At 63.0% G+C, this 18,231-nt stretch carries 14 protein-coding genes and 1 tRNA gene; 6 read left to right on the forward strand and 9 right to left on the reverse strand.

All coding sequences use genetic code 11. The features are described 5' to 3' along the window. Window positions 1-9 precede the first annotated feature (9 nt). Together DS839_RS10575 and DS839_RS10580 are read right to left on the reverse strand one after the other, a co-directional pair. On the reverse strand, window positions 10-465 hold the full coding sequence (locus DS839_RS10575; RefSeq protein WP_119270268.1) for a hypothetical protein: 456 nt from the start codon (window positions 463-465) through the stop codon (window positions 10-12). A gap of 10 nt (window positions 466-475) precedes the next feature. After that, on the reverse strand, window positions 476-859 hold the full coding sequence (locus DS839_RS10580; protein WP_162918431.1) for a hypothetical protein: 384 nt from the start codon (window positions 857-859) through the stop codon (window positions 476-478). A gap of 147 nt (window positions 860-1,006) precedes the next feature. Here DS839_RS10580 and DS839_RS10585 point away from each other — a divergent pair, with 147 nt between their 5' ends. Next, window positions 1,007-2,398, forward strand: a complete 1,392-nt coding sequence (locus DS839_RS10585; protein ID WP_119270270.1) for a multicopper oxidase family protein — start codon at window positions 1,007-1,009, stop codon at window positions 2,396-2,398. 20 nt (window positions 2,399-2,418) lie between these two features. Here DS839_RS10585 and DS839_RS10590 read toward each other — a convergent pair whose 3' ends face one another. The 7 genes from DS839_RS10590 to DS839_RS10620 form a co-directional block, all read right to left on the reverse strand. After that, window positions 2,419-3,780, reverse strand: a complete 1,362-nt coding sequence (locus tag DS839_RS10590) for an MFS transporter (RefSeq protein ID WP_368911459.1) — start codon at window positions 3,778-3,780, stop codon at window positions 2,419-2,421. A 297-nt stretch (window positions 3,781-4,077) separates the two neighbouring features. Then, window positions 4,078-4,518 carry a hypothetical protein gene (locus tag DS839_RS10595; RefSeq protein ID WP_119270272.1) on the reverse strand — a complete coding sequence of 147 codons (441 nt, stop codon included), beginning with the start codon at window positions 4,516-4,518 and terminating at the stop codon, window positions 4,078-4,080. A gap of 342 nt (window positions 4,519-4,860) precedes the next feature. Next, window positions 4,861-5,976, reverse strand: a complete 1,116-nt coding sequence (locus DS839_RS10600; RefSeq protein ID WP_162918432.1) for a helix-turn-helix transcriptional regulator — start codon at window positions 5,974-5,976, stop codon at window positions 4,861-4,863. Window positions 5,977-6,745: 769 nt separating this feature from the next. Then, window positions 6,746-6,821, reverse strand: a tRNA-Ile gene (locus tag DS839_RS10605). Window positions 6,822-6,877: 56 nt separating this feature from the next. Beyond that, a complete protein-coding gene (locus DS839_RS10610) occupies window positions 6,878-8,329 on the reverse strand; it encodes an amidase (RefSeq protein ID WP_119270274.1) in 1,452 nt (483 codons plus the stop codon). 256 nt (window positions 8,330-8,585) lie between these two features. Further along, entirely contained in the window at window positions 8,586-9,125 is a 540-nt protein-coding gene (locus tag DS839_RS10615; RefSeq protein WP_119270372.1) for a cysteine hydrolase family protein, read from the reverse strand. Window positions 9,126-9,227: 102 nt separating this feature from the next. After that, window positions 9,228-10,532, reverse strand: a complete 1,305-nt coding sequence (locus DS839_RS10620) for an adenylate/guanylate cyclase domain-containing protein (protein ID WP_119270275.1) — start codon at window positions 10,530-10,532, stop codon at window positions 9,228-9,230. A gap of 48 nt (window positions 10,533-10,580) precedes the next feature. Between DS839_RS10620 and DS839_RS10625 the strand changes: the two genes are divergently transcribed. The 5 genes from DS839_RS10625 (at window position 10,581) to ku (ending at window position 18,230) form a co-directional block, all read left to right on the forward strand. Next, a complete protein-coding gene (locus DS839_RS10625) occupies window positions 10,581-12,062 on the forward strand; it encodes an AMP nucleosidase (protein ID WP_119270276.1) in 1,482 nt (493 codons plus the stop codon). Between the two features lie 98 nt (window positions 12,063-12,160). Next, the gene (locus DS839_RS10630; protein ID WP_119270277.1) at window positions 12,161-12,769 is read left to right on the forward strand and encodes a TetR/AcrR family transcriptional regulator; all 609 of its coding nucleotides are present in this window, start codon (window positions 12,161-12,163) and stop codon (window positions 12,767-12,769) included. Between the two features lie 100 nt (window positions 12,770-12,869). Further along, window positions 12,870-13,946 carry an efflux RND transporter periplasmic adaptor subunit gene (locus DS839_RS10635; RefSeq protein WP_119270278.1) on the forward strand — a complete coding sequence of 359 codons (1,077 nt, stop codon included), beginning with the start codon at window positions 12,870-12,872 and terminating at the stop codon, window positions 13,944-13,946. 240 nt (window positions 13,947-14,186) lie between these two features. Then, on the forward strand, window positions 14,187-17,327 hold the full coding sequence (locus tag DS839_RS10640) for an efflux RND transporter permease subunit (protein ID WP_119270279.1): 3,141 nt from the start codon (window positions 14,187-14,189) through the stop codon (window positions 17,325-17,327). A 69-nt stretch (window positions 17,328-17,396) separates the two neighbouring features. Beyond that, window positions 17,397-18,230 carry a non-homologous end joining protein Ku gene (ku, locus tag DS839_RS10645; RefSeq protein WP_119270280.1) on the forward strand — a complete coding sequence of 278 codons (834 nt, stop codon included), beginning with the start codon at window positions 17,397-17,399 and terminating at the stop codon, window positions 18,228-18,230. Window position 18,231: the final 1 nt, after the last annotated feature.

Genomic DNA, 18,231 nt, shown 5'->3' on the forward strand with positions numbered 1-18,231 from the left:
CTGACGGGGTCAACGACCACCCGCAGGCGCCGGCAAGGCAAATGTCGAAACAACAATTGCGGTCCCGGCCAGGACGCCGGCCGCCAACGCTACCAGCGACCAGTGGCCGTAGACTCGTCTTCGGGCAATGATCGCGGCACGCTGCGCCTCGATCTCCTCGGGCAGGTCGAGCGAGAACGATCCTACGCTCGGCATGTAGCCGATGACGGCGAGTACAGCTCCGATCAGATAGAACGTGGCCGGTATGACAAATACAATGCCGGTGCGCAAATCGCCCTGGTAGCTTTTGGGCAATCCCAATTGCAGCAGCGAAAGGTAGATCGGGATCGCTGAAAAGCAGGTCGTGATCATCGTCTTGCAAAACTCGCGGCCCACGTCGACTGAGTCGATCAAAAGTTTCTTTCCTGCCTCATACAGGGCTTCGTTGTGCGGTGTAGCCGGCTGTGGGTTGACGACGTGGGCCATCGCGATCCTTTCACTTTTTCCCGCGGCGATCGACCGGCGACGCTTTTTTGTTTGGCTTTTTTCTTGTCTTCGATTCCTTCACTTTCAGCCGCGGCGATCGGCTGACGACGTCCACTGACCTGACCTTTTCCCCGGCATTTTCAGTGAGCTTCACTTCAGCTTGAAAGCGGCTGTTTGTCGTCGCGCAGATGAAGAGCCTGACGAATGATCTTTCCTGGGTGCTCCGGTCACCATAGTCATAGGCGACGACCTTGGAGCGCTCCACTTCCAGAAGGTATTTGTGCGCTTTGCCGCAAAGGGGGCACGGAACGCGAAGCGCTTCTGTGCTTATTGTCACAGTCGTTTGCCCTGTCTGTCCGCCGGTCAGCATAGCTCCACTTGCAGCCTTCGTCACACGCCCTTTCTCGACCTGCCGGAAGCCACAGGTGCTGCCAGGGAAAAAGCGAGGGCGGAGCTCGCAGTCTAAATTTCGCTGCCGGACTGCCTAGTCACGAACCTTTCCGGCTTATATACTTAACCTTGTATCGGGGGAGCTGCTACGATGTCTCTGTCACGCCGAGCCGTTCTTGCAGGCGCCGCGACCGTCGCCGCGGCCGCAATTCCACTTGCCGCCCATGCGAGCCCGGGGCGCACGGTGTTGCGCTTGCAGAAGCGCCAGATCGAGGTCGCCGGAAAGCCCGCGACACGCTACCGGGTCGTACAGGACTCCGGCGCGTTCGGACTGACGCTCGACGGCGACATATTCGATGTCCGGCTGGTCAACGACCTCGACGTACCCTCCGGTCTTCACTGGCACGGGCTGACGGAGCCTTGGGCGCAGGACGGCGTCCCTTATCTTTCCGGTCCGCCGATCCTGCCCGGCGCCGCGCGCGACTTTCACTTCCCTGCCACGCCGCCAGGCACGCGCTGGATGCATTCCCATTTCGGCCTGCAGGAGCAGAACCTGCTGGCGGCGCCGCTGATCATCCGTGACGCCGATGCCCGGCGTGACGATGCGCAGGAGGTCGTCCTGTTCCTCGAGGATTTTGTCTGGGCGAGCCCGGAGAGCGTGTTCGCGGGGCTGCGCAAGCCGCCGGCGGCCGGGATGGCCGACATGAAGATGGACTCCAGCACCTCGGCGCCCGACCTGAACGACGTGGAATACGACGCCTACCTCGCGAACGAGCGGACGCTCGACGATCCCGAGGTCGTCCAGGTCGAGCGGAACGGCAAGATACGCCTTCGCATCATCAATGCCGGTGCATCCTCCAACTTCACCATCGACCTCGGGAACATCGAAGGGACGCTGATCGCGGTCGACGGCAATCCGGTCGCGCCGCTTGCCGGCAAGCGCTTTCCGCTGGCGATCGCACAACGTGCCGACATCGTGCTCAGCATGCCGCCCGACGGAAGCGCCGTGCCGGTCCTGGCCCTTGGCGAAGGGCGGCAGATGCGCGCCGGCATCATTCTGCAGCCGCCCGGCGCTGCGGTTGCGAAGCTCGCGACGTCCTCAGGCGAAATGGGACCGCAGGTGGGGCTGGATCAGGAACTGAGGCTCGCGGCGGCTGCCCCGCTGACAGCCAGACCGATCGACCGCTCGATCCCGGTCGATCTCACGGGCAACATGATGGGCTATGTCTGGGGAATGCCGATCAACGGCCAGGGAGGTCTGCCCGCAACGGTTGCGCGCGGCGAGCGCGTCGAGATCGTATTCCGCAACACCACCATGATGTCCCACCCCATGCATCTGCATGGGCACGAGTTCCAGGTGACCGAGATCGATGGCAAGACGATCGCCGGAGCCATCCGCGACTCTATCCTTGTCGCCCCGCGCGCGACGGTCAAGGTGGTGTTCGACGCCGACAATCCCGGACTATGGGCGTTTCACTGCCACAATCTCTATCACATGGCTGCGGGCATGTTCTCCACGCTCGTCTATCGCGGCTTCGCCTGACAGGACCACGCATGGGGCCGTCAGGCCATAACCGGCGCCGGAACTCCCCTCTCGCCATCCCCTAGGCTGCGACCGGTCGCCCTGATCGCTCGCGTCAACAGCAGGGCCGTTGCGATGCCGGTGGCTCCCATCAGGAAAAAGGCCGACGCGAACCCGCCCCAGCTATAGGCGGTAAGCACGAACAGCGGCGCCGCGGCCCCGCCTATGTGTCCAAGGCCATCCGTCAGGGCCACGCCTGTCGTACGCGCCTCGGTGGAGAAATGCTCCGCCGTCAGCGTATAGAGGATCGGAACGATCAGCCCGATGGTCGTTGAGGCGATGAACCCAAACAGCACGATGACCCAGGGCGTCGGAAAGAATCCGATCATCAGCAACGCCAACCCCCAGACCACGGCGATCCAGGCCGCCGAAACTTTGCGCTCGATGCGATCGCTGAAGCGCGTCGCGGCATAGGCGCCAAGCACATAGCCCAGCCCCGATATCGCGATGAAGCCGGTGCTGCGGGCCAGCCCGTACCCATTCTCGACGAGAAGCGTCGGAGCCAGGGTCAGCCATGCGTAATTGCCAAGGTAGTAGACAGTCCAGATCGCGACCAGCAACACCAAGCGTCCCAGATATGGCGGCCTCAGCAGGGCAAGCGTTGGAAAGCCGTCGGCCGGATCAACCTTCCCGGCATCCTGGACGGGCGGCAATTCGCTTTTCAGCCGCGACGCCGCGCGAGCCTCGGCGGCGCTGACCACCGCCTCGGCTTCGGCTTGCCGGCCTTTCGCGAGCAGCCAACGCGGCGATTCGACCAAATGACGTCTCATCAGCATGATCACAAGGCCGCCGAGCGAACCGATAAGGAAGAGCGCCCTCCAGCCCCAATCGAAATTCGGAACGAGCGCGAGCGCCACAAAGGGCGCCACGGCGACACCGGAAAACCCGGCAGTTGTCGCCCAGCTGGTATAGCGTCCACGGATGCGCGATGGCGAGACTTCGCCAAGATAACTGGATACCGAGGCAATGTCGGCCCCAATGCCAACGCCAACCACGAAGCGCCAAAGCGCGAGCCAGAACAGGCTGGTGCTGAATGCCGACAGCAGCGACCCGAGCGCAACGATCGAAATCGCGATGGTCAGGCCGGTCTTTCTGCCCCACAGATCCGCCACCGTGCTGTTGAGATAGGCTCCGACAATGTAACCAACTAGGCCGGTGGTGATCGTTACCGCAGCGGCGTCGGTCGAGACGCCGAACTGTTGGGCGACAACAGGCAGGGCAACGCCGATCGTAATCACGTCGAACAGGGCGAAGAAGAAACCTGCTCCGACCGCGACGAGCGCCCGGTAGGGATACGGCCATACCGGCAAACGGTCGAGCCTGGCGAGAAGATCGGCCCCCATTGACTGCATCCAACTCCCCCTGGTCGAACGAACAACCGAATGCGCGCGACGCATTCGTCCAGTACAGCTTGATCGAACTAGGATTCCATGCCGGTCCAAGCCAAGTCAACTGCTACAGTTGAGACAAGACAGTGCAGCTTGGAGGCGAACTGAAAACTACGGACGGGGGACCGTGCAAGACAAAGCACAGAAAAACTCCCCTCTCGAGTCGCAGCTGCCTTTCGAAGTTCCGCAATTGAGCTGGCGAACCGCGACGGCCGCCACCTGAAATGCGACGCGCGAACTTCCTATGCTGTGTTACTTCGCGGCGCTCGCGGCGCCAAGCAGGTAGCCGCCGTCCCAATGCCAGATTTGCTTCTCATCGACCGTGACTTTGGCGATCGCCTGGAATCCGGCGAGAGAGCCGCTTCCGGCGTGGAATGCGCACATGCCTAGCGGAGGCTTGGCAGTGTCATAGACGACGCAATAGCCGACAGCCGAGTCTCCGGGACCGACCGCAAGTACCACGCTGCTGCTGGAGAACAACGGACTACTGGTAACCGGCCCGTAATAGAGGATTTTTGTTCCCGTCGGTATCGCCGCGACGTTCGATTCCGTGACCGTGCAGAAACTCGGAGTTTCGCCAGAAAACTGACTGCATTCCTTTGCAATTTTAAGAGATTCCATTGCCGGGCCGGCGAGCACCGCCGAGTTCAATGTTAGGACGGCTCCGATTGACAAGATCGACAGTGTGCGCATGACTCGCTCCTTAGCTTCTCGTTCGACTAGAGCATGAAAATTGGTTTTGAAATGTAGCGGCGTAGGCCCAAGGCCGCTTCGATGAACGTCCGCTCATTAACGCATACGCCGTTTGCGCGGCAGAACATGAGCTGATCGGACAGTGCATTTTTCGAAGAACTCTCGTCCGTCACCGGCCACCTCACATTGCCAGATCCCGAGTTCCATTCGGCTGCGGCGAGGCACTCGTTTGTGACTGGCTGGCGGCGCGGAGGCCGCCCGCAACCCCACAGCGGCGTGCATCTCTGTGCGCTTTTACTCTGCTTGGTTGAAGCTCGGTATCCCCCGAACGGGGGATGGCGCCTACGGGATGCGGGTCACCGTTGCAGTCGCCAGTAAATGCGCCAGCGCACTCTGGCGATTGACTCCGGTCTTGGCATAGATGCGCTTGAGGTGCGTGCGCACCGTCTCCGGCGCGAGTCCCAACGTATTGGCGGCGCTACCGATGCTTGCTGACCGCGCGATCAACCAGGCGACGCGCGCCTCTGTCGGACTGAGCTTGTACAGCGCCTGCAGATGTTCGGTTGAAGCGAGAGCATGGCGTTCGGGATCGGAAAGGAAAACCGCAGCGGCGCCCCGCCGACCTGGGGCTGCAAGGGACACCGCGAGCGTGCCGACAAGGGGTGTGACGAGCGCGGACACGGGAAGCCGGCGCAAGGGAGCGCTCAGCAGAAGCGAGCCGCCGGGCCCTCCCGCGATGGCGGATCCGACGAGCCTTCGGAAGACGTCGCTTTGCTCTCGTTGTCGAGGGTTGACCGTCCCGTTATTCAGGACCAGCACGTCCCGCGCTGCGGCGATCTCTTGTGCTGCCATGTTCGCAAACAGTACACGCGCGTCGCTGTCGACGATCAGCACCCCTGCGGCAAGCTTGTCGAGCGTTTCCAGCGCCAGCTTTTCCTGCTCGCGGCTGCGTTCGAGGAGAAGCCGCAGCTGCATCGCCCGCCGCAAATGGGGAAGCAGCTCTTGCGAGGCCGCAAGCTCTGTCGGCGTGAACGGTCCGCGCGCGCTCGAGCGGTGGATCGTCATTGCGACGTGGAACTTCGGCGTATTGTCGACGACGAACAAGGCGCCATGCCCGATGTCCCAAGGCTCGAGTATTTCACTGTAGAAGTCGGTGCGGCGCACCTGATCGAACGAGACGAATGAGTCGCTGGCAGCTGGGATTCCCACTGGCAAAGTCACCATATGCTGTCGCCAGGCATTGTTGAGATGGCGCGCGTTGAGCGTCGGCATCAAAGCAGCGTCAAGGCGAAAGAGTAGAGCAAAGGGCAGCGGCCCAGGGGTCTTCATCAAGATCCCCAGTATGCCGTTCTCCCCGCCGATGCGCTCGCACAGTCCCGACAGAACATCCCGCAGCGCGTCGACGTCGTCTACCGCGTCGTAGATTCGCCGAATGGAAAACCCAATGTCGCGCTGCATGTTCGCTGCTCGCTTACTGACCCCCATTTTCGGCCGGCAATCGGGACTGGAACCTACGGTGAGGCTCAACAATCAGAGGATTGCGCGATGTTGAATGCGACACCCCCGTAGACAACGGCTGATCGATCGTCCCTGCATCCTTTGCTTTCTTACGTCCTCTACTTGTGGATGTTTACATTACGATACGTAATATGCAACTCCGAGTGGAGCGCAGGACTTTTCGCATTCCCAGACACTTGGCTGTGGAAAGCGGCTCTTCGAAACAGACGGGCGGAGTGGTCTCATCCGGCACCCAAATAGCCCGGTTTTCAACCAAGTGTTTTCAAAAATGCCGGTCTAGGTCGCGGAAATACCGCGGCCATTTCTTCAGCTCCGAGAACGTGTCTCCACTGAGAGGAATTGGTGGCCTGCCAGCCGTAGCTCGCGGCAACAAGCCCGCCTTCGCCCTTCGGACTCCAGCGCGGCAGCCTTCGCACGCTTCGCGAGCGAAATGCTTGGATGGCTTGCCAGGCGTAGCTCGCGGAGAGAGGCCCGCCTTCGCCCTGCCAAGCCGAAGCTCGTGGCAACAAGCCCGCCTTCGCCCAAGAGGGCTTCGGCGTGGCAGCCTCGCCCGCTATGTGAGCGAAGGCTGGGCTCCGGCGCGGCAGCCTTCGCACGCTTCGCGAGCGAAATGCTTGGATGGCCTGCCAGCCGTAGCTCGCGGAGAGAGGCCCGCCTTCGCCCTTCGGGCTCCGGCGCGGCAGCCTTCGCACGCTTCGCGAGCGAAGGCTGGTGGGCCCGGAGGGACTCGAACCCCCAACCAGACGGTTATGAGCCGTCAGCTCTAACCATTGAGCTACAGGCCCCACTCGGGGCGGATGGCTACAGCAATTCGCCCGGCAATTCCAGCGACTTTCGCGGCTTAAAGCCCGAGCTTCTCCAGAAGCGGCGGCCAGGCGTCGCGCCAGGGCTTGGCCTCCTCGAAGGCCGCCGCGGCCCTGAGCACCGTCGGGTCGTCGAGATGGCGCCCGACGATCTGGAGCCCGATCGGCAGGCCGTCGCGGCTGAAGCCCGCGGGCACCGTCGCCGCCGGCTGGCCGGTGAAGTTGAACGGGAAGGTGAACACGAGCCAGCGGAACGGATGCACGATATGGCCGTCGATCTTCTCCGGTCCCTGGATATGGACCGGGAAGGGCGGCACGGCCAGCGTCGGCGTCAGCAGCAGGTCGTATTTCGCCATGAAGCGCCACATCTTGTTGGCGACCGCCTTGCGCGTCATCAAGGCATTGGTGAAGTCCTCCGCCGTCCATGGCCGCATGATGAAGTCGACCAGATGCGGCGTCATATGGGCTCCGTGCTTCGCCACCATCTCGCGCATGCCGCGCAGATCCGTCTCCGCTGCCACGATGGCCCAGAAGGCGCCGTAAGGATCCTCGAAGCCGGGGTGAGCCACCTCGACCTTGCAGCCGAGATCGCGCTCGAACACCTTGACCGCCTCGCCCACGACGCGGCGCACTTCGGGATCGACCTTGGCATAGCCCCAGTCCGGACTATAGGCGACGCGCAGGCCCTTGATGCCGCCTCTCAGCACTTTCATCCAATCGAAGTCGGCTTTGGGCAGGCTCAGGCGGTCACGCGCATCGGGCCCTGAGATCACCGACAGCATCAAAGCGCTGTCCGCCACCGTGCGGCTCACCGGTCCGATATGCTCGAGGCTCTCCCAACTCGACACGCCCGGATAGCGCTCGTCCTTCGTGCCGGGATAGAGCGGCACGCGTCCCATCGACGCCTTGACGCCGACCAGGCCCGAATGCGCCGCCGGTATGCGGATCGAGCCGCCGCCATCGCTCGCGATGGCGAAGGGACCGACGCCCGAGGCGACCGCGGCCCCCGATCCGGCACTCGAGCCGCCGGGCGTCAGCGCCAGGTTCCAGGGATTGCGCGTCGTCTCGAAGACCGGATTGTGGCCGACGCCGCTATAACCGAATTCCGGTACATTGGTCTTGCCGATGATGACGGCGCCCGCCTCCTTGAGGCGCTCGACGACGACATCGTCCTCGTCCGGCACGAAATCCTTATAGGCGATCGAGCCCGACACGGTCCTGACGCCCTTGGTGCAGACGAGGTCCTTGATCCCGATCGGCACGCCGGCGAGCGGTCCCACCTCCTCACCCTTGGCCAGGCGGCGGTCGATCCTCTGCGCGGCCTTGCGCGCGAGATCCGGTGTCGGCGTGCAGAACGCATGGATATGGGGCTCGAGCTTCTCCATGCGGGCGAGCACGGCTTCCGTCACTTCCTTGGCCGACACTTGCTTCTTGCGGATCATTCGCGCCAGCGTCACGGCGTCGGTTCTGCCAATCGGTTTATGCTGCATGTCCTCTCTCCCTGGCTCGGCCCTGAAAATGAAAAAGCCCCCAAGGCCGATCACGCGGATGATCGATCTTGAGGGCTTTTTCGCCGGATGTTCGCGGCATCGTCGCCGCGGATTATGGCTGCTGAAGAAGCCTATGACCCGGCTACCCGCCTGTCAATGAAGGGGAGCCATACCGCTCGACTCGATCCATACCCTGCACGATCAGACGAACCTGCTCGCCGGTTCTTGCCATGACTGCATCTGACTTTCGGGGCAGTCAGACGAGTTCCAGATCGGAGCATGGGCACACCATCGCAGATCCACGAGGAGCGATGAAGCTCGCCCAGATGGCGTTGTGGTGTTCAATGATCTTTTCAGCGGGGAGATGAACTCTGTTCATCGTCGTGTGGCCGTCCGAGGGGACAATAGTCGAATAGCCGCGCGCCAGCGCGCTACGCACGGTAGTGTCGACGCAATAATCGGTGGCACAGCCGGTTATGATCAGGCGTTCGATCGAATGGGATTGAAGGAATTCTTCGAGGCGTGTGTGCAGAAATGCATCGCATGACTTCTTTCGAATGATGGCGTCCTTCGAGCGCGCATCCAGCGTCGGAAGCAACTTCCACCCTGGCAGGTCCGGATGATGAGGATCGCTCTCGGGGCCGTCATGCTGAACGAAGATGACGGCGCCATTTCTTGTTCGCACGGCATCAGCAAGGCTGTTCAGTCGGTCAACGAGACCTGTTGCATCATGCCTGGGTGTTGCCTCGGTAAACGACCCCTGCTGCATGTCGATAATGATCAGGGCATGCTCCATCGTGCAGGCACCTATCGAGTTGATCCCAGGCAACCTATACCATGCAGGCTGGACACGGGCCAGGTAAACAGTCGGATTGTCATGGCGCTTCCGCATGAAGTTTCAGGCCGGGAAGCCCATGATGTGGAGCGGCTCGGCCCTGCCCCGCAATTCGGCGTAACCGAGATCGCGCCAGAGTGCCGGGTCTTCGCCCGCCGCTTTCACCGTGTCGGCCGAGGCGATGAGCATCACGTGATGGATTTTCGTCGCCTGCTCTAGCCGGTTGGCGATATTGACCGTGTCGCCGAGCACCGTGAATTCGAGCCGCGTGTCGTCGCCGATGGCGCCGATGAAGGCCTCGCCCTCATGCACGCCCATGCCGACCGTGATCGGATCGTCATCCGCCGCCACGCGCGCTTTGTTCCATTCCGCCAGCGCGCCGAGGATCGCCTTGGCGCAGGCGATGGCGCGCTTGGCATCGTCGGCTTGCGCATCGGGAACGCCGAACACCAGGAAGGCGCCATCGCCGATGAACTTGTCGACGATGCCGCCATGCTTCTCGGCCGCCATGCGGATGCGGGTGCGGAATTGGCCCATCACGGCGGCGAGCCGGGCCGGATCGAGCGCCTCTTCCATGGCGACCGAATTGCGGATGTCGATGAAGAGCAGCGCCACCCGGGCACGGCGGCCGGATTTGAGCTCGCTGACATTGCCGGAGGCGAGGATGGGTGCGAGCTCGGTCGGCAGATAGCGCACCAGGTTGCTGCGCCGCGCCGTCTCTTCGAGGCCGCCGCGCAGCAGCTTCTGGCCGCGCGCCGCCGCCGCGATCAGGACGAGGCCGAAGAGCACGACCATCGCGAGCCTGGCGATATTCGCCGTCGGGCCGAAGAATTCGTAGATATGAAGGCCGACATCACTCTCCTCGCTGCCGGACCTCATTCCCTCGACACTGAAAGCGAGGCCGAGGAAGCCCAGCATCAGCACGAGGCTGTAGACCTGGACGGCGGGCCTGAGGCGCAGAGAACCGACCGCGAGCACGAGCAGTGCCGCAACCGCGCCCGGAAGGGCCGCGGCGAAGCGGCCCGGCAATCCCATTTCGGCGAGATCGCCGACGATAAAGAGACCGATGACGAGTATGTCGATGGTCACCGTGACATAAGCGAGCCAGCGCGACCAGAAACCGAAACGCAGGAGCGCATAGGTCACGCCGCCGGTGAGGAACAAGACGCCGATGACGATCCGCGCCCCCATGCGTGTCTCGATGAGGCCCATATTCGGCATGGGCATGGGCCCGCGGGTGAAGGCGAACTCGACCGCCAGGAACAAAGCGAGCGCCACCAGCATGCGCGCCACGGCCACGAACCTTTCCGTAGCGATATCGGCTTCGCGCAAGAGGGCTTCAGGGGCGCTTTCGGGCAGTCGCGACATGAGGGCGTCCAGCTACTGGGATTCGGCGGTTCATGCTATAGCACCGGCATGAATCGCCCGGAAAACCTTGCAACTACGGATTCACTGACACCCGAGGCCGCCGTCGAGCGCCTGATCGCGCTGCATGAGGAAGCGGTTGAGGCGCTGCGCCAGGCGCTCGAGCGCTTCTTCGCCAAGGGCCTGCCGCCCTCCTCCAAGGAACGCGCCCGCTTCCGCTATCCGGAACTGCGCCTCGTCTATGGCTCCGGACAAGCGCAGCCGTCTCTCTCCCGCGCCTATGCGAAATTCGAGAGCCCCGGCATCTATGCCACGACCATCACCCAACCCCGCGCCTTCCGCCATTATCTCATCGAGCAGCTCGAGCTTCTGGTCGCCGACTATCCGACCACCATCGAGGTGAGCCGCAGCGACGAGGACATCCCCTATCCTTATGTCCTCGACAAGGGCGACGAGCTCGGCCGCGACAACATCTCGGCCGCCGAGCTCGCCCGCCACTTCCCGGCTCCCGCACTTTCCGCGGTCGGCGATGAGATCGCCGACGGCCTGTGGACGCCGCCCAAGGGCGAGCCCATGCCGCTCGCTCTCTTCGACGCCACGCGCACCGATTATTCGCTGAAGCGCATTGTCCACTACACCGGCACCGACTGGCGCCATGTCCAGCCCTGGATCCTGCTCACCAACTATCATCGCTATGTCGACCAGTTCGTCACCTGGGGCATCGCGCAGATCAGAGGCGACAGTCCCTATGACGCGCTGGCGCTGCCGGGCGGCATCACCATCGGCCGCGACGGCATGGCGATCCAGGAGTCGGAGATGGCCATCACCTCTTCGCCCTGGCATCGCTTCCAGATGCCGGCCTATCACTTGCTGCGCAAGGACCGCGAGGGCGGCGTCAGCCTGGTCAATATCGGCGTCGGCTCATCCAACGCCAAGAACATCACCGACCATCTCGCCGTGCTGCGCCCGCATTGCTGGCTGATGATCGGCCATTGCGGGGGCCTGCGCCAATCGCAGCGCATCGGCGACTATGTGCTGGCCCATGCGTATTTCCGCCAGGACCGCATCCTCGACGGCGCCGTGCCGCCCGACATCCCGATACCGGCGCTGGCGGAAGTCCAGGTCGCGCTGCAGGAAGCGGCCGCCAATGTGACGGGCGACCGCCGCGAGGCGCTGAAGGCGCGTTTGCGCACCGGCACCGTCGTCACCAATGACGACCGCAATTGGGAATTGCGCTGGTCGCAGGAGCGCCGGCGCATCAACCTGTCGCGCGCCATCGCCGTCGACATGGAATCGGGCACCGTTGCCGCGCAAGGCTACCGCCTGCGCGTGCCCTACGGCACCTTGCTCTGCGTCTCCGACAAGCCGCTCCATGGCGAGATCAAATTGCCGGGCGCCGCCAATGCCTTCTATGACAGGGCCGTCGGCGAGCATCTGATGATCGGGCTCGCCGCCGTCGACCTGTTGCGCCGCGAGCTCAAGCAGCTCCATTCGCGCAAGCTCAGGAGTTTCGACGAGCCGCCGTTCAGGTAATGGCTTTCATTACCTGACGATTTACGATTTTCGTCACTTTTTACCTTGACTCAAACTTTGTGACGGTTTACGATTTTCGTCACCTTTCAGAGGCGTGAATGACTGTTCAGACAAAAACCAAGCCCGACGACACAAGAGCGCGGATCATCGAGACCGCGGAGGCTCTGTTCCGCCGGATGGGCTTTGCCAAGACGGCGGTCGCCGATATCGCTGCCGAGCTGGGCATGTCGCCGGCCAATATCTACCGCTTCTTCTCGTCCAAGCACGCCATTGTGGAAGCGATCTGCCAGAAGGCCCTGGCCGAGCTCGAGGCGGAGGCTTGGGCGGTCGCCCGTTCGCCCGGCCCCGCGAGCCAGCGCCTCGAAGATCTCATCATGGCGACTGTGAACTACCATAAAGAGAACTTCCTGACCGAGCGGCGCGTCCATGACATGGTTCTTGTGGCGATCGAGCACAGCTGGGATGTCATCCGCGCGCATAAGCAAGTGATGCATTCGATCGCCGAGCGCATCTTGCGCGAAGGCATCGCGGCAGGCGAGTTCGAGCCGGTCGATCCGGCCCAAACCGCAAGGCATATCATGCGCTCGCTCGTCGCCTTCTTGCATCCGGTGCTGATCGTCCAGTGCCTCGAGGACCACGAGGATCTCGAGACCGAGCCGCGCGCCGCCTTGCGCTTCCTCCTCCGTTCCATCACGCCCAGGCGCTGATCCCATGAAGCACCATCCTTTCAGCTCTTGGCGCGCCCAAAAACTGACGATCTATGCATTTCGTCACTCATCATTGTTCAGTCGATTGTGGAGTACCGCCATGCCCAGCTCTTTGCTCCAGCCTTTCGCCGCTCTTGCTTTGCTGATCGTTCTCGCCGGCTGTGACGCCCAGACCGCACCTGCGCCCAAGGCCGGACGGCCGGTACAGGTGCAAGCGGTCAGCTTCAACAACGAGGCCATGTCCCGCGACTTCGTCGGTGTCGTGCGGGCGCGCTATGAATCGGACCTGAGCTTCCGTGTCGCCGGCAAGATGATCGCCCGCAAGGTGAATGTCGGCGACCATGTCCGCGCCGGTGACATCATTGCGGAACTCGACTCGCAGGATCTGCAGCTGGAAGCGCAATCGGCCGAGGCTGAATTCGCCGCTGCCACATCGAATCTCGATCAGGCCGCGGCCGATCTGAAGCGCTACACGAAACTGAAGGAACGTGGCTTCGCCTCCAATGCCGACTACGATCGAAAGAAGGCGGCGAATGACGAGGCGGAAGGGCGGATGGAGCGCGCCAGGCGTTCCCTCGACCTCGCCCGCAACCAGCTCGCCTATGCCGAGCTCAAGGCCGACGCCGATGGCGTGATCACCGCGACGCTTGCTGAACCGGGTCAGGTCGTCGCCATCGGCCAGGGCGTGGCGCGGCTTGCACGCGATGGCGCCAAGGAAGCTTTGGTCGCCCTGCCCGAAACCTGGCTCGGCGAGGCACGCAACGCGCAGGCGACGGTTCGCCTGTGGACCGATCGCGACAAGATCTTCGCCGCGCATCTGCGCGAGCTTTCGCCCCAGGCCGACGCCGCGACCCGCACCTATGCGGCGCGCTTCGATATCGAGGATGCGGACTCGACCGTCGCCTTCGGCATGACCACCACCGTGACGCTGTCGCGGGCGAGCGATGAACGGGCGGCGAGATTGCCGCTCTCGGCCATCCTCAATCGCGGCAAGGGCCCTTCGGTATTTCTGGTCGATGCCTCGGACACTCTGGAGCTGCGCCCGGTGACGGTCGCCTCCTTCACGGAAGATGCGGCGGTCGTGACCTCGGGCATCAGCGATGGCGACAAAATCGTGACGCTCGGTGTCCAGAAGCTCGAAGCGGGCGCCAAGGTCCGCGTCGTCGAAGCCGAGTAGAACGGGGCCGTTGCTCATGAGAATTCACCAGGATTCCCCCTCTCCCGTTGCGAAGCAATGGGAGAGGGTGCCCGAAGGGCGGGTGAGGGCTCTTTGTCTCAGCAGGGAGTACTCGTTGAGAGTAGAGCACGCTGCGCGAAAGAGCCCTCATCCGGCCTTCGGCCACCTTCTCCCACGCTGCGCGCGGGAGAAGGGAAGCAAAACTTCAAATGCGACGGCAGCGGAGATCGGGAGAGCGCCATGAAAGGGATCAACCTGTCCGAATGGGCGATCACGCATCGGGCGCTCGTTCTGTTCCTGATCATCCTGCTTGCCGGTGCGGGCACCTATTCTTACCTCAATCTCGGGCGCGCCGAGGATCCCTCCTTCACCATCAAGACCATGGTGGTGAGCGCCGCATGGCCCGGCGCCACGGCCGGCGAAATGCAGTCCCAGGTCGCCGACAAGATCGAGAAGAAGCTGCAGGAGCTTCCCTATCTCGATCGCGTCGAAAGCTATTCCAGGCCCGGCGTGTCCTTCATCCGCGTCTTCCTCACCGATCAGACACCACCGGCCGAGGTGCAGGATCTGTGGTACCAAGTCCGCAAGAAGATCACCGACATCCGCGGTGACCTGCCGGCCGGCATTGTCGGCCCGAGCTTCAACGACGAATATGGCGATGTCTATTCCGCCCTCTATATGCTGACCGCCGACGGTCTGAGCCCGGCCGAGCTGAAGTCCCGGGCCGAAGACATCAGGCAGCGTCTCTTACGCGTTCCGAACGTGAACAAGGTCGACCTCATCGGCGAGCGGCCGCAGCGCATCTTCATCGAATTCAGCCATACTAGGCTCGCGACATTGGGCGTGACACCCCAGCAGATCTTCGACAGCGTCGCCCGGCAGAACGCCGTCGTCTCGGGAGGCGCCATCGACACCACCGCCGACCGCATCAATCTCCGGGTGACCGGCGCATTCACCGGCACCGAAGCCATTGCCGCGGTGCCGATCGAGGCCGAGGGCCGTGTCTTCCGTCTTGGCGACATTGCGACCGTCACGCGCGGTTATGAGGATCCGCCGGGCTTCATCGTCCGTGAAGGCGGCAAGCCGGCGCTCGGCATCGGCGTCTCGATGGCGGCCGGCGCCAATATCGTAGCACTCGGCCATGATCTCGATCATGAAATGGCGGCGATCGTCGCCGAGCTCCCGGTCGGGATCGATGTCACCCAGATCGCCGATCAGCCGCATATTGTCGATGAGTCGGTCTCCGAGTTCATCCACACCTTCGCGGAAGCTTTGGGCATCGTGCTCGTCGTCGGGTTCCTGTCGCTCGGCTGGCGTACCGGCATCGTCGTCGCCTTGTCGGTGCCGCTGGTGCTGGCGATCGTGTTCATCGTCATGTACGCGGCCGGCCTCGATCTTCACCGGATCACGCTGGGCGCGCTCATCATCGCGCTGGGCCTCCTGGTCGACGATGCGATCATCGCCATCGAGATGATGGTGGTGAAGATGGAACAAGGCTGGGACCGGGCGCGCGCCGCCACTTTCGCCTGGACGTCGACCGCCTTCCCGATGCTGACCGGAACCTTGGTCACGGCGGCGGGCTTCCTGCCGGTAGGCTTTGCGCGCTCGAGCTCCGGCGAATATGCCGGCGGCATCTTCTGGATCGTCGGCCTCGCTTTGATTGCTTCATGGATCGTCGCCGTGGTGTTCACGCCCTATCTCGGGTTCAAGCTCTTGCCCGACTTCGCCAAGCATTCCGCGCACCATGATCCAGGCGCGATCTATGACACGCGGCTTTATCGGCGCCTGCGCGCGCTGATCGCCTGGTGCCTGAGCTGGCGCGTGACCGTGGTCGTGATCACCGTGGCGATGTTCGCTGTCTCCATTGCAGGCTTTGGTCTGGTGCAGCAGCAGTTCTTCCCGACCTCCACCCGTTCCGAGTTGTTCTTCGAGATGCGCTTGCCGGAAGGAACGGCAATCGGCGTCACCGATGCAACCGCGAAGAAGGCGGAGCGCCTCCTGGGCGGCGATCCCGATATACTGACCTACACGACCTATGTCGGCCAGGGTTCGCCGCGCTTCTGGCTGGGTCTTAATCCCGTATTGCCGAATACCAACTTCGCCCAGATCGTCATCGTCACCAAGGATCTCGAAGCACGCGAACGCGTCCGGACGCGCCTCGACAAGGCCGTGACCGAGGGCGCCCTGCCCGAGGCGCGTGTCCGCATCGATCGCTTCGTGTTCGGGCCGCCGGTGGGCTTTCCGGTGCAGTTCCGCATCATCGGGCCCGATCCGCTCAAGGTGCGCGACATCGCCGAGGAGGTCCGCCAGGTCATGGCGGCAAATCCCAAGATCATCGAGCCCCAGCTCGATTGGGGCGAGCAGGTGAAGTCGATCCGCCTCGAAGTGGATCAGGATAGGGCTCGCGCCCTTGGCCTTACGCCTGAGGATGTCGCTCAGACCCTTCAGACCCTGCTTTCAGGCCATACCGTCACCCAATACCGCGAAGGCATCGAGAATATCGACGTCGTGGCACGCGCCGTCCCCGCCGAGCGTCTCAAGCTCGACCAGCTTCCGGCGCTGACGATCGCCACGCGCAACGGCATCGCCGTGCCCCTGTCGCAGATCGCCCGCCTCAATTTCGAATATGAAGAGCCGATTCTGTGGCGGCGCAATCGCGATCTCGTGCTGACCGTGCGTGGCGACATCATCGACGGGGTCCAGGCCCCCGATGTCAGCACCGAGATGCTGCCGAAACTCGCAAGCATCAAGGCTGACTTGCCCTATGGATACCGCATCGAGACCGGCGGCTCGATCGAGGAGAGCGCCAAGGCGAATGCCGCACTTGTCGCTGTTTTCCCGGTGATGGCGATCGTCATGCTGGCGCTGCTGATGATCCAGCTGCAGAGCTTCTCGCGGCTCGCTCTGGTGTTCGTGACCGCGCCGCTCGGCATCATCGGCGCCACCGCCGCCCTTCTCGTCGCCAACAATCCGTTTGGTTTCGTGGCGCTGCTTGGCTTGATCGCTCTTGCCGGGATGATCATGCGCAACACCGTCATCCTGGTCGACCAGATCGATCACGATATCGCCGAAGGCCACACGCCTTATCAGGCAATCATCGATGCGACGGTGCGCCGTGCCCGCCCGGTCGTGCTGACGGCACTCGCCGCCATCCTCGGCATGATCCCGCTGGCGCGCAGCATCTTCTGGGGACCAATGGCGATCACCATCATGGGCGGCCTGCTCGTCGCGACGGTCCTGACCCTGCTCGTCGTGCCGGCTCTCTATGCCCTGTGGTTCCGGGTTCCGCGCCGCGCATCCGCCGCGGCACCTGAAGCACCCCGGCAACCTCCCGTTCCGGCGCGCGCCCCTTTGCTCTTCGCGCCGGATCCTGCCGAGTAGTGCTGGAGCATCGACCTATACTCAAGGAGGGTGTTCGGGAACATTTCCCTTGCGCTATCGTTTCCTTTCATGCGCGCTTATTGGAAGGGACATTTGCGGCTTTCGCTGGTCGCCATCGCGGTCGAGCTCCATGCCGCGACCACATCCGCGTCCCGTCTGGGCCTGCACCAGCTCGACAAGAAGACCGGCAAGCGCATCCGTTATGAGAAGATCGTGCCGGGAAAGGGCAAGGTCGCCGACGACAATATCGTCAAGGGCTTCGAGCTCGGCTCCGGCAAGCATGTCATCCTGACACCTGAGGAGCTCGAGCACATCAAGCTCGAGACCAAGCACAGCATCGATCTGGCGCAGTTCGTCGATTACTGCGACATCGATCCGCGCTATTTCGAACGGCCCTATTATCTCGTCCCCGCCGATGAGGTGTCGGCCGAAGGCTATGTCGTCATCCGCGAAGCGCTGAAGGCAACGAAGAAGGCGGGCATCGGCCAGATGACCATGCGCGGCAAGGAGAACCTGGTGGCGGTGAAGCCTTGCGGCGACGGGCTCCTGCTCGAGACGCTGCGCTACAGCGATGAGTTGCGCAAATCCGACAAGATATTCGACCGCGTCCCGAACAAACGCCCGCAAAAGGACATGATCGAGCTCGCCGAGGAGCTGATCGAGCGCAAATCGGGCCCGTTCAAGCCTGAGGTCTTCAAGGACCACTATGGCAACGCGCTCAAGGCCCTGGTGGCCGAGAAACGCAAGAAGGGCAAGGTCACAGAGGCCGAGGAGGAGGAATCGCCGCGGCCCAAGGGCGACAATGTCATCGACCTGATGGAGGCCTTGAAGAAGAGCGTCAGCGGCAAGGCAAAGAGCGCCGCCAAGCCGCGCAAGACGGCCCGCAAAAGAGCAAGGCGGTGAG

The organism is Taklimakanibacter deserti (genome assembly GCA_003574785.1).

Coding starts and splice junctions, on each gene's coding strand:
- DS839_RS10575 (WP_119270268.1), bottom strand. CDS start 465: ATGGCCCACGTCGTCAACCCACAGCCGGCTACACCGCACAACGAAGCC.
- DS839_RS10585 (WP_119270270.1), top strand. CDS start 1,007: ATGTCTCTGTCACGCCGAGCCGTTCTTGCAGGCGCCGCGACCGTCGCC.
- DS839_RS10590 (WP_368911459.1), bottom strand. CDS start 3,780: ATGGGGGCCGATCTTCTCGCCAGGCTCGACCGTTTGCCGGTATGGCCG.
- DS839_RS10595 (WP_119270272.1), bottom strand. CDS start 4,518: ATGCGCACACTGTCGATCTTGTCAATCGGAGCCGTCCTAACATTGAAC.
- DS839_RS10600 (WP_162918432.1), bottom strand. CDS start 5,976: ATGCAGCGCGACATTGGGTTTTCCATTCGGCGAATCTACGACGCGGTA.
- DS839_RS10610 (WP_119270274.1), bottom strand. CDS start 8,329: ATGCAGCATAAACCGATTGGCAGAACCGACGCCGTGACGCTGGCGCGA.
- DS839_RS10615 (WP_119270372.1), bottom strand. CDS start 9,125: ATGGAGCATGCCCTGATCATTATCGACATGCAGCAGGGGTCGTTTACC.
- DS839_RS10620 (WP_119270275.1), bottom strand. CDS start 10,532: ATGTCGCGACTGCCCGAAAGCGCCCCTGAAGCCCTCTTGCGCGAAGCC.
- DS839_RS10625 (WP_119270276.1), top strand. CDS start 10,581: ATGAATCGCCCGGAAAACCTTGCAACTACGGATTCACTGACACCCGAG.
- DS839_RS10630 (WP_119270277.1), top strand. CDS start 12,161: ATGACTGTTCAGACAAAAACCAAGCCCGACGACACAAGAGCGCGGATC.
- DS839_RS10635 (WP_119270278.1), top strand. CDS start 12,870: ATGCCCAGCTCTTTGCTCCAGCCTTTCGCCGCTCTTGCTTTGCTGATC.
- DS839_RS10640 (WP_119270279.1), top strand. CDS start 14,187: ATGAAAGGGATCAACCTGTCCGAATGGGCGATCACGCATCGGGCGCTC.
- ku (WP_119270280.1), top strand. CDS start 17,397: ATGCGCGCTTATTGGAAGGGACATTTGCGGCTTTCGCTGGTCGCCATC.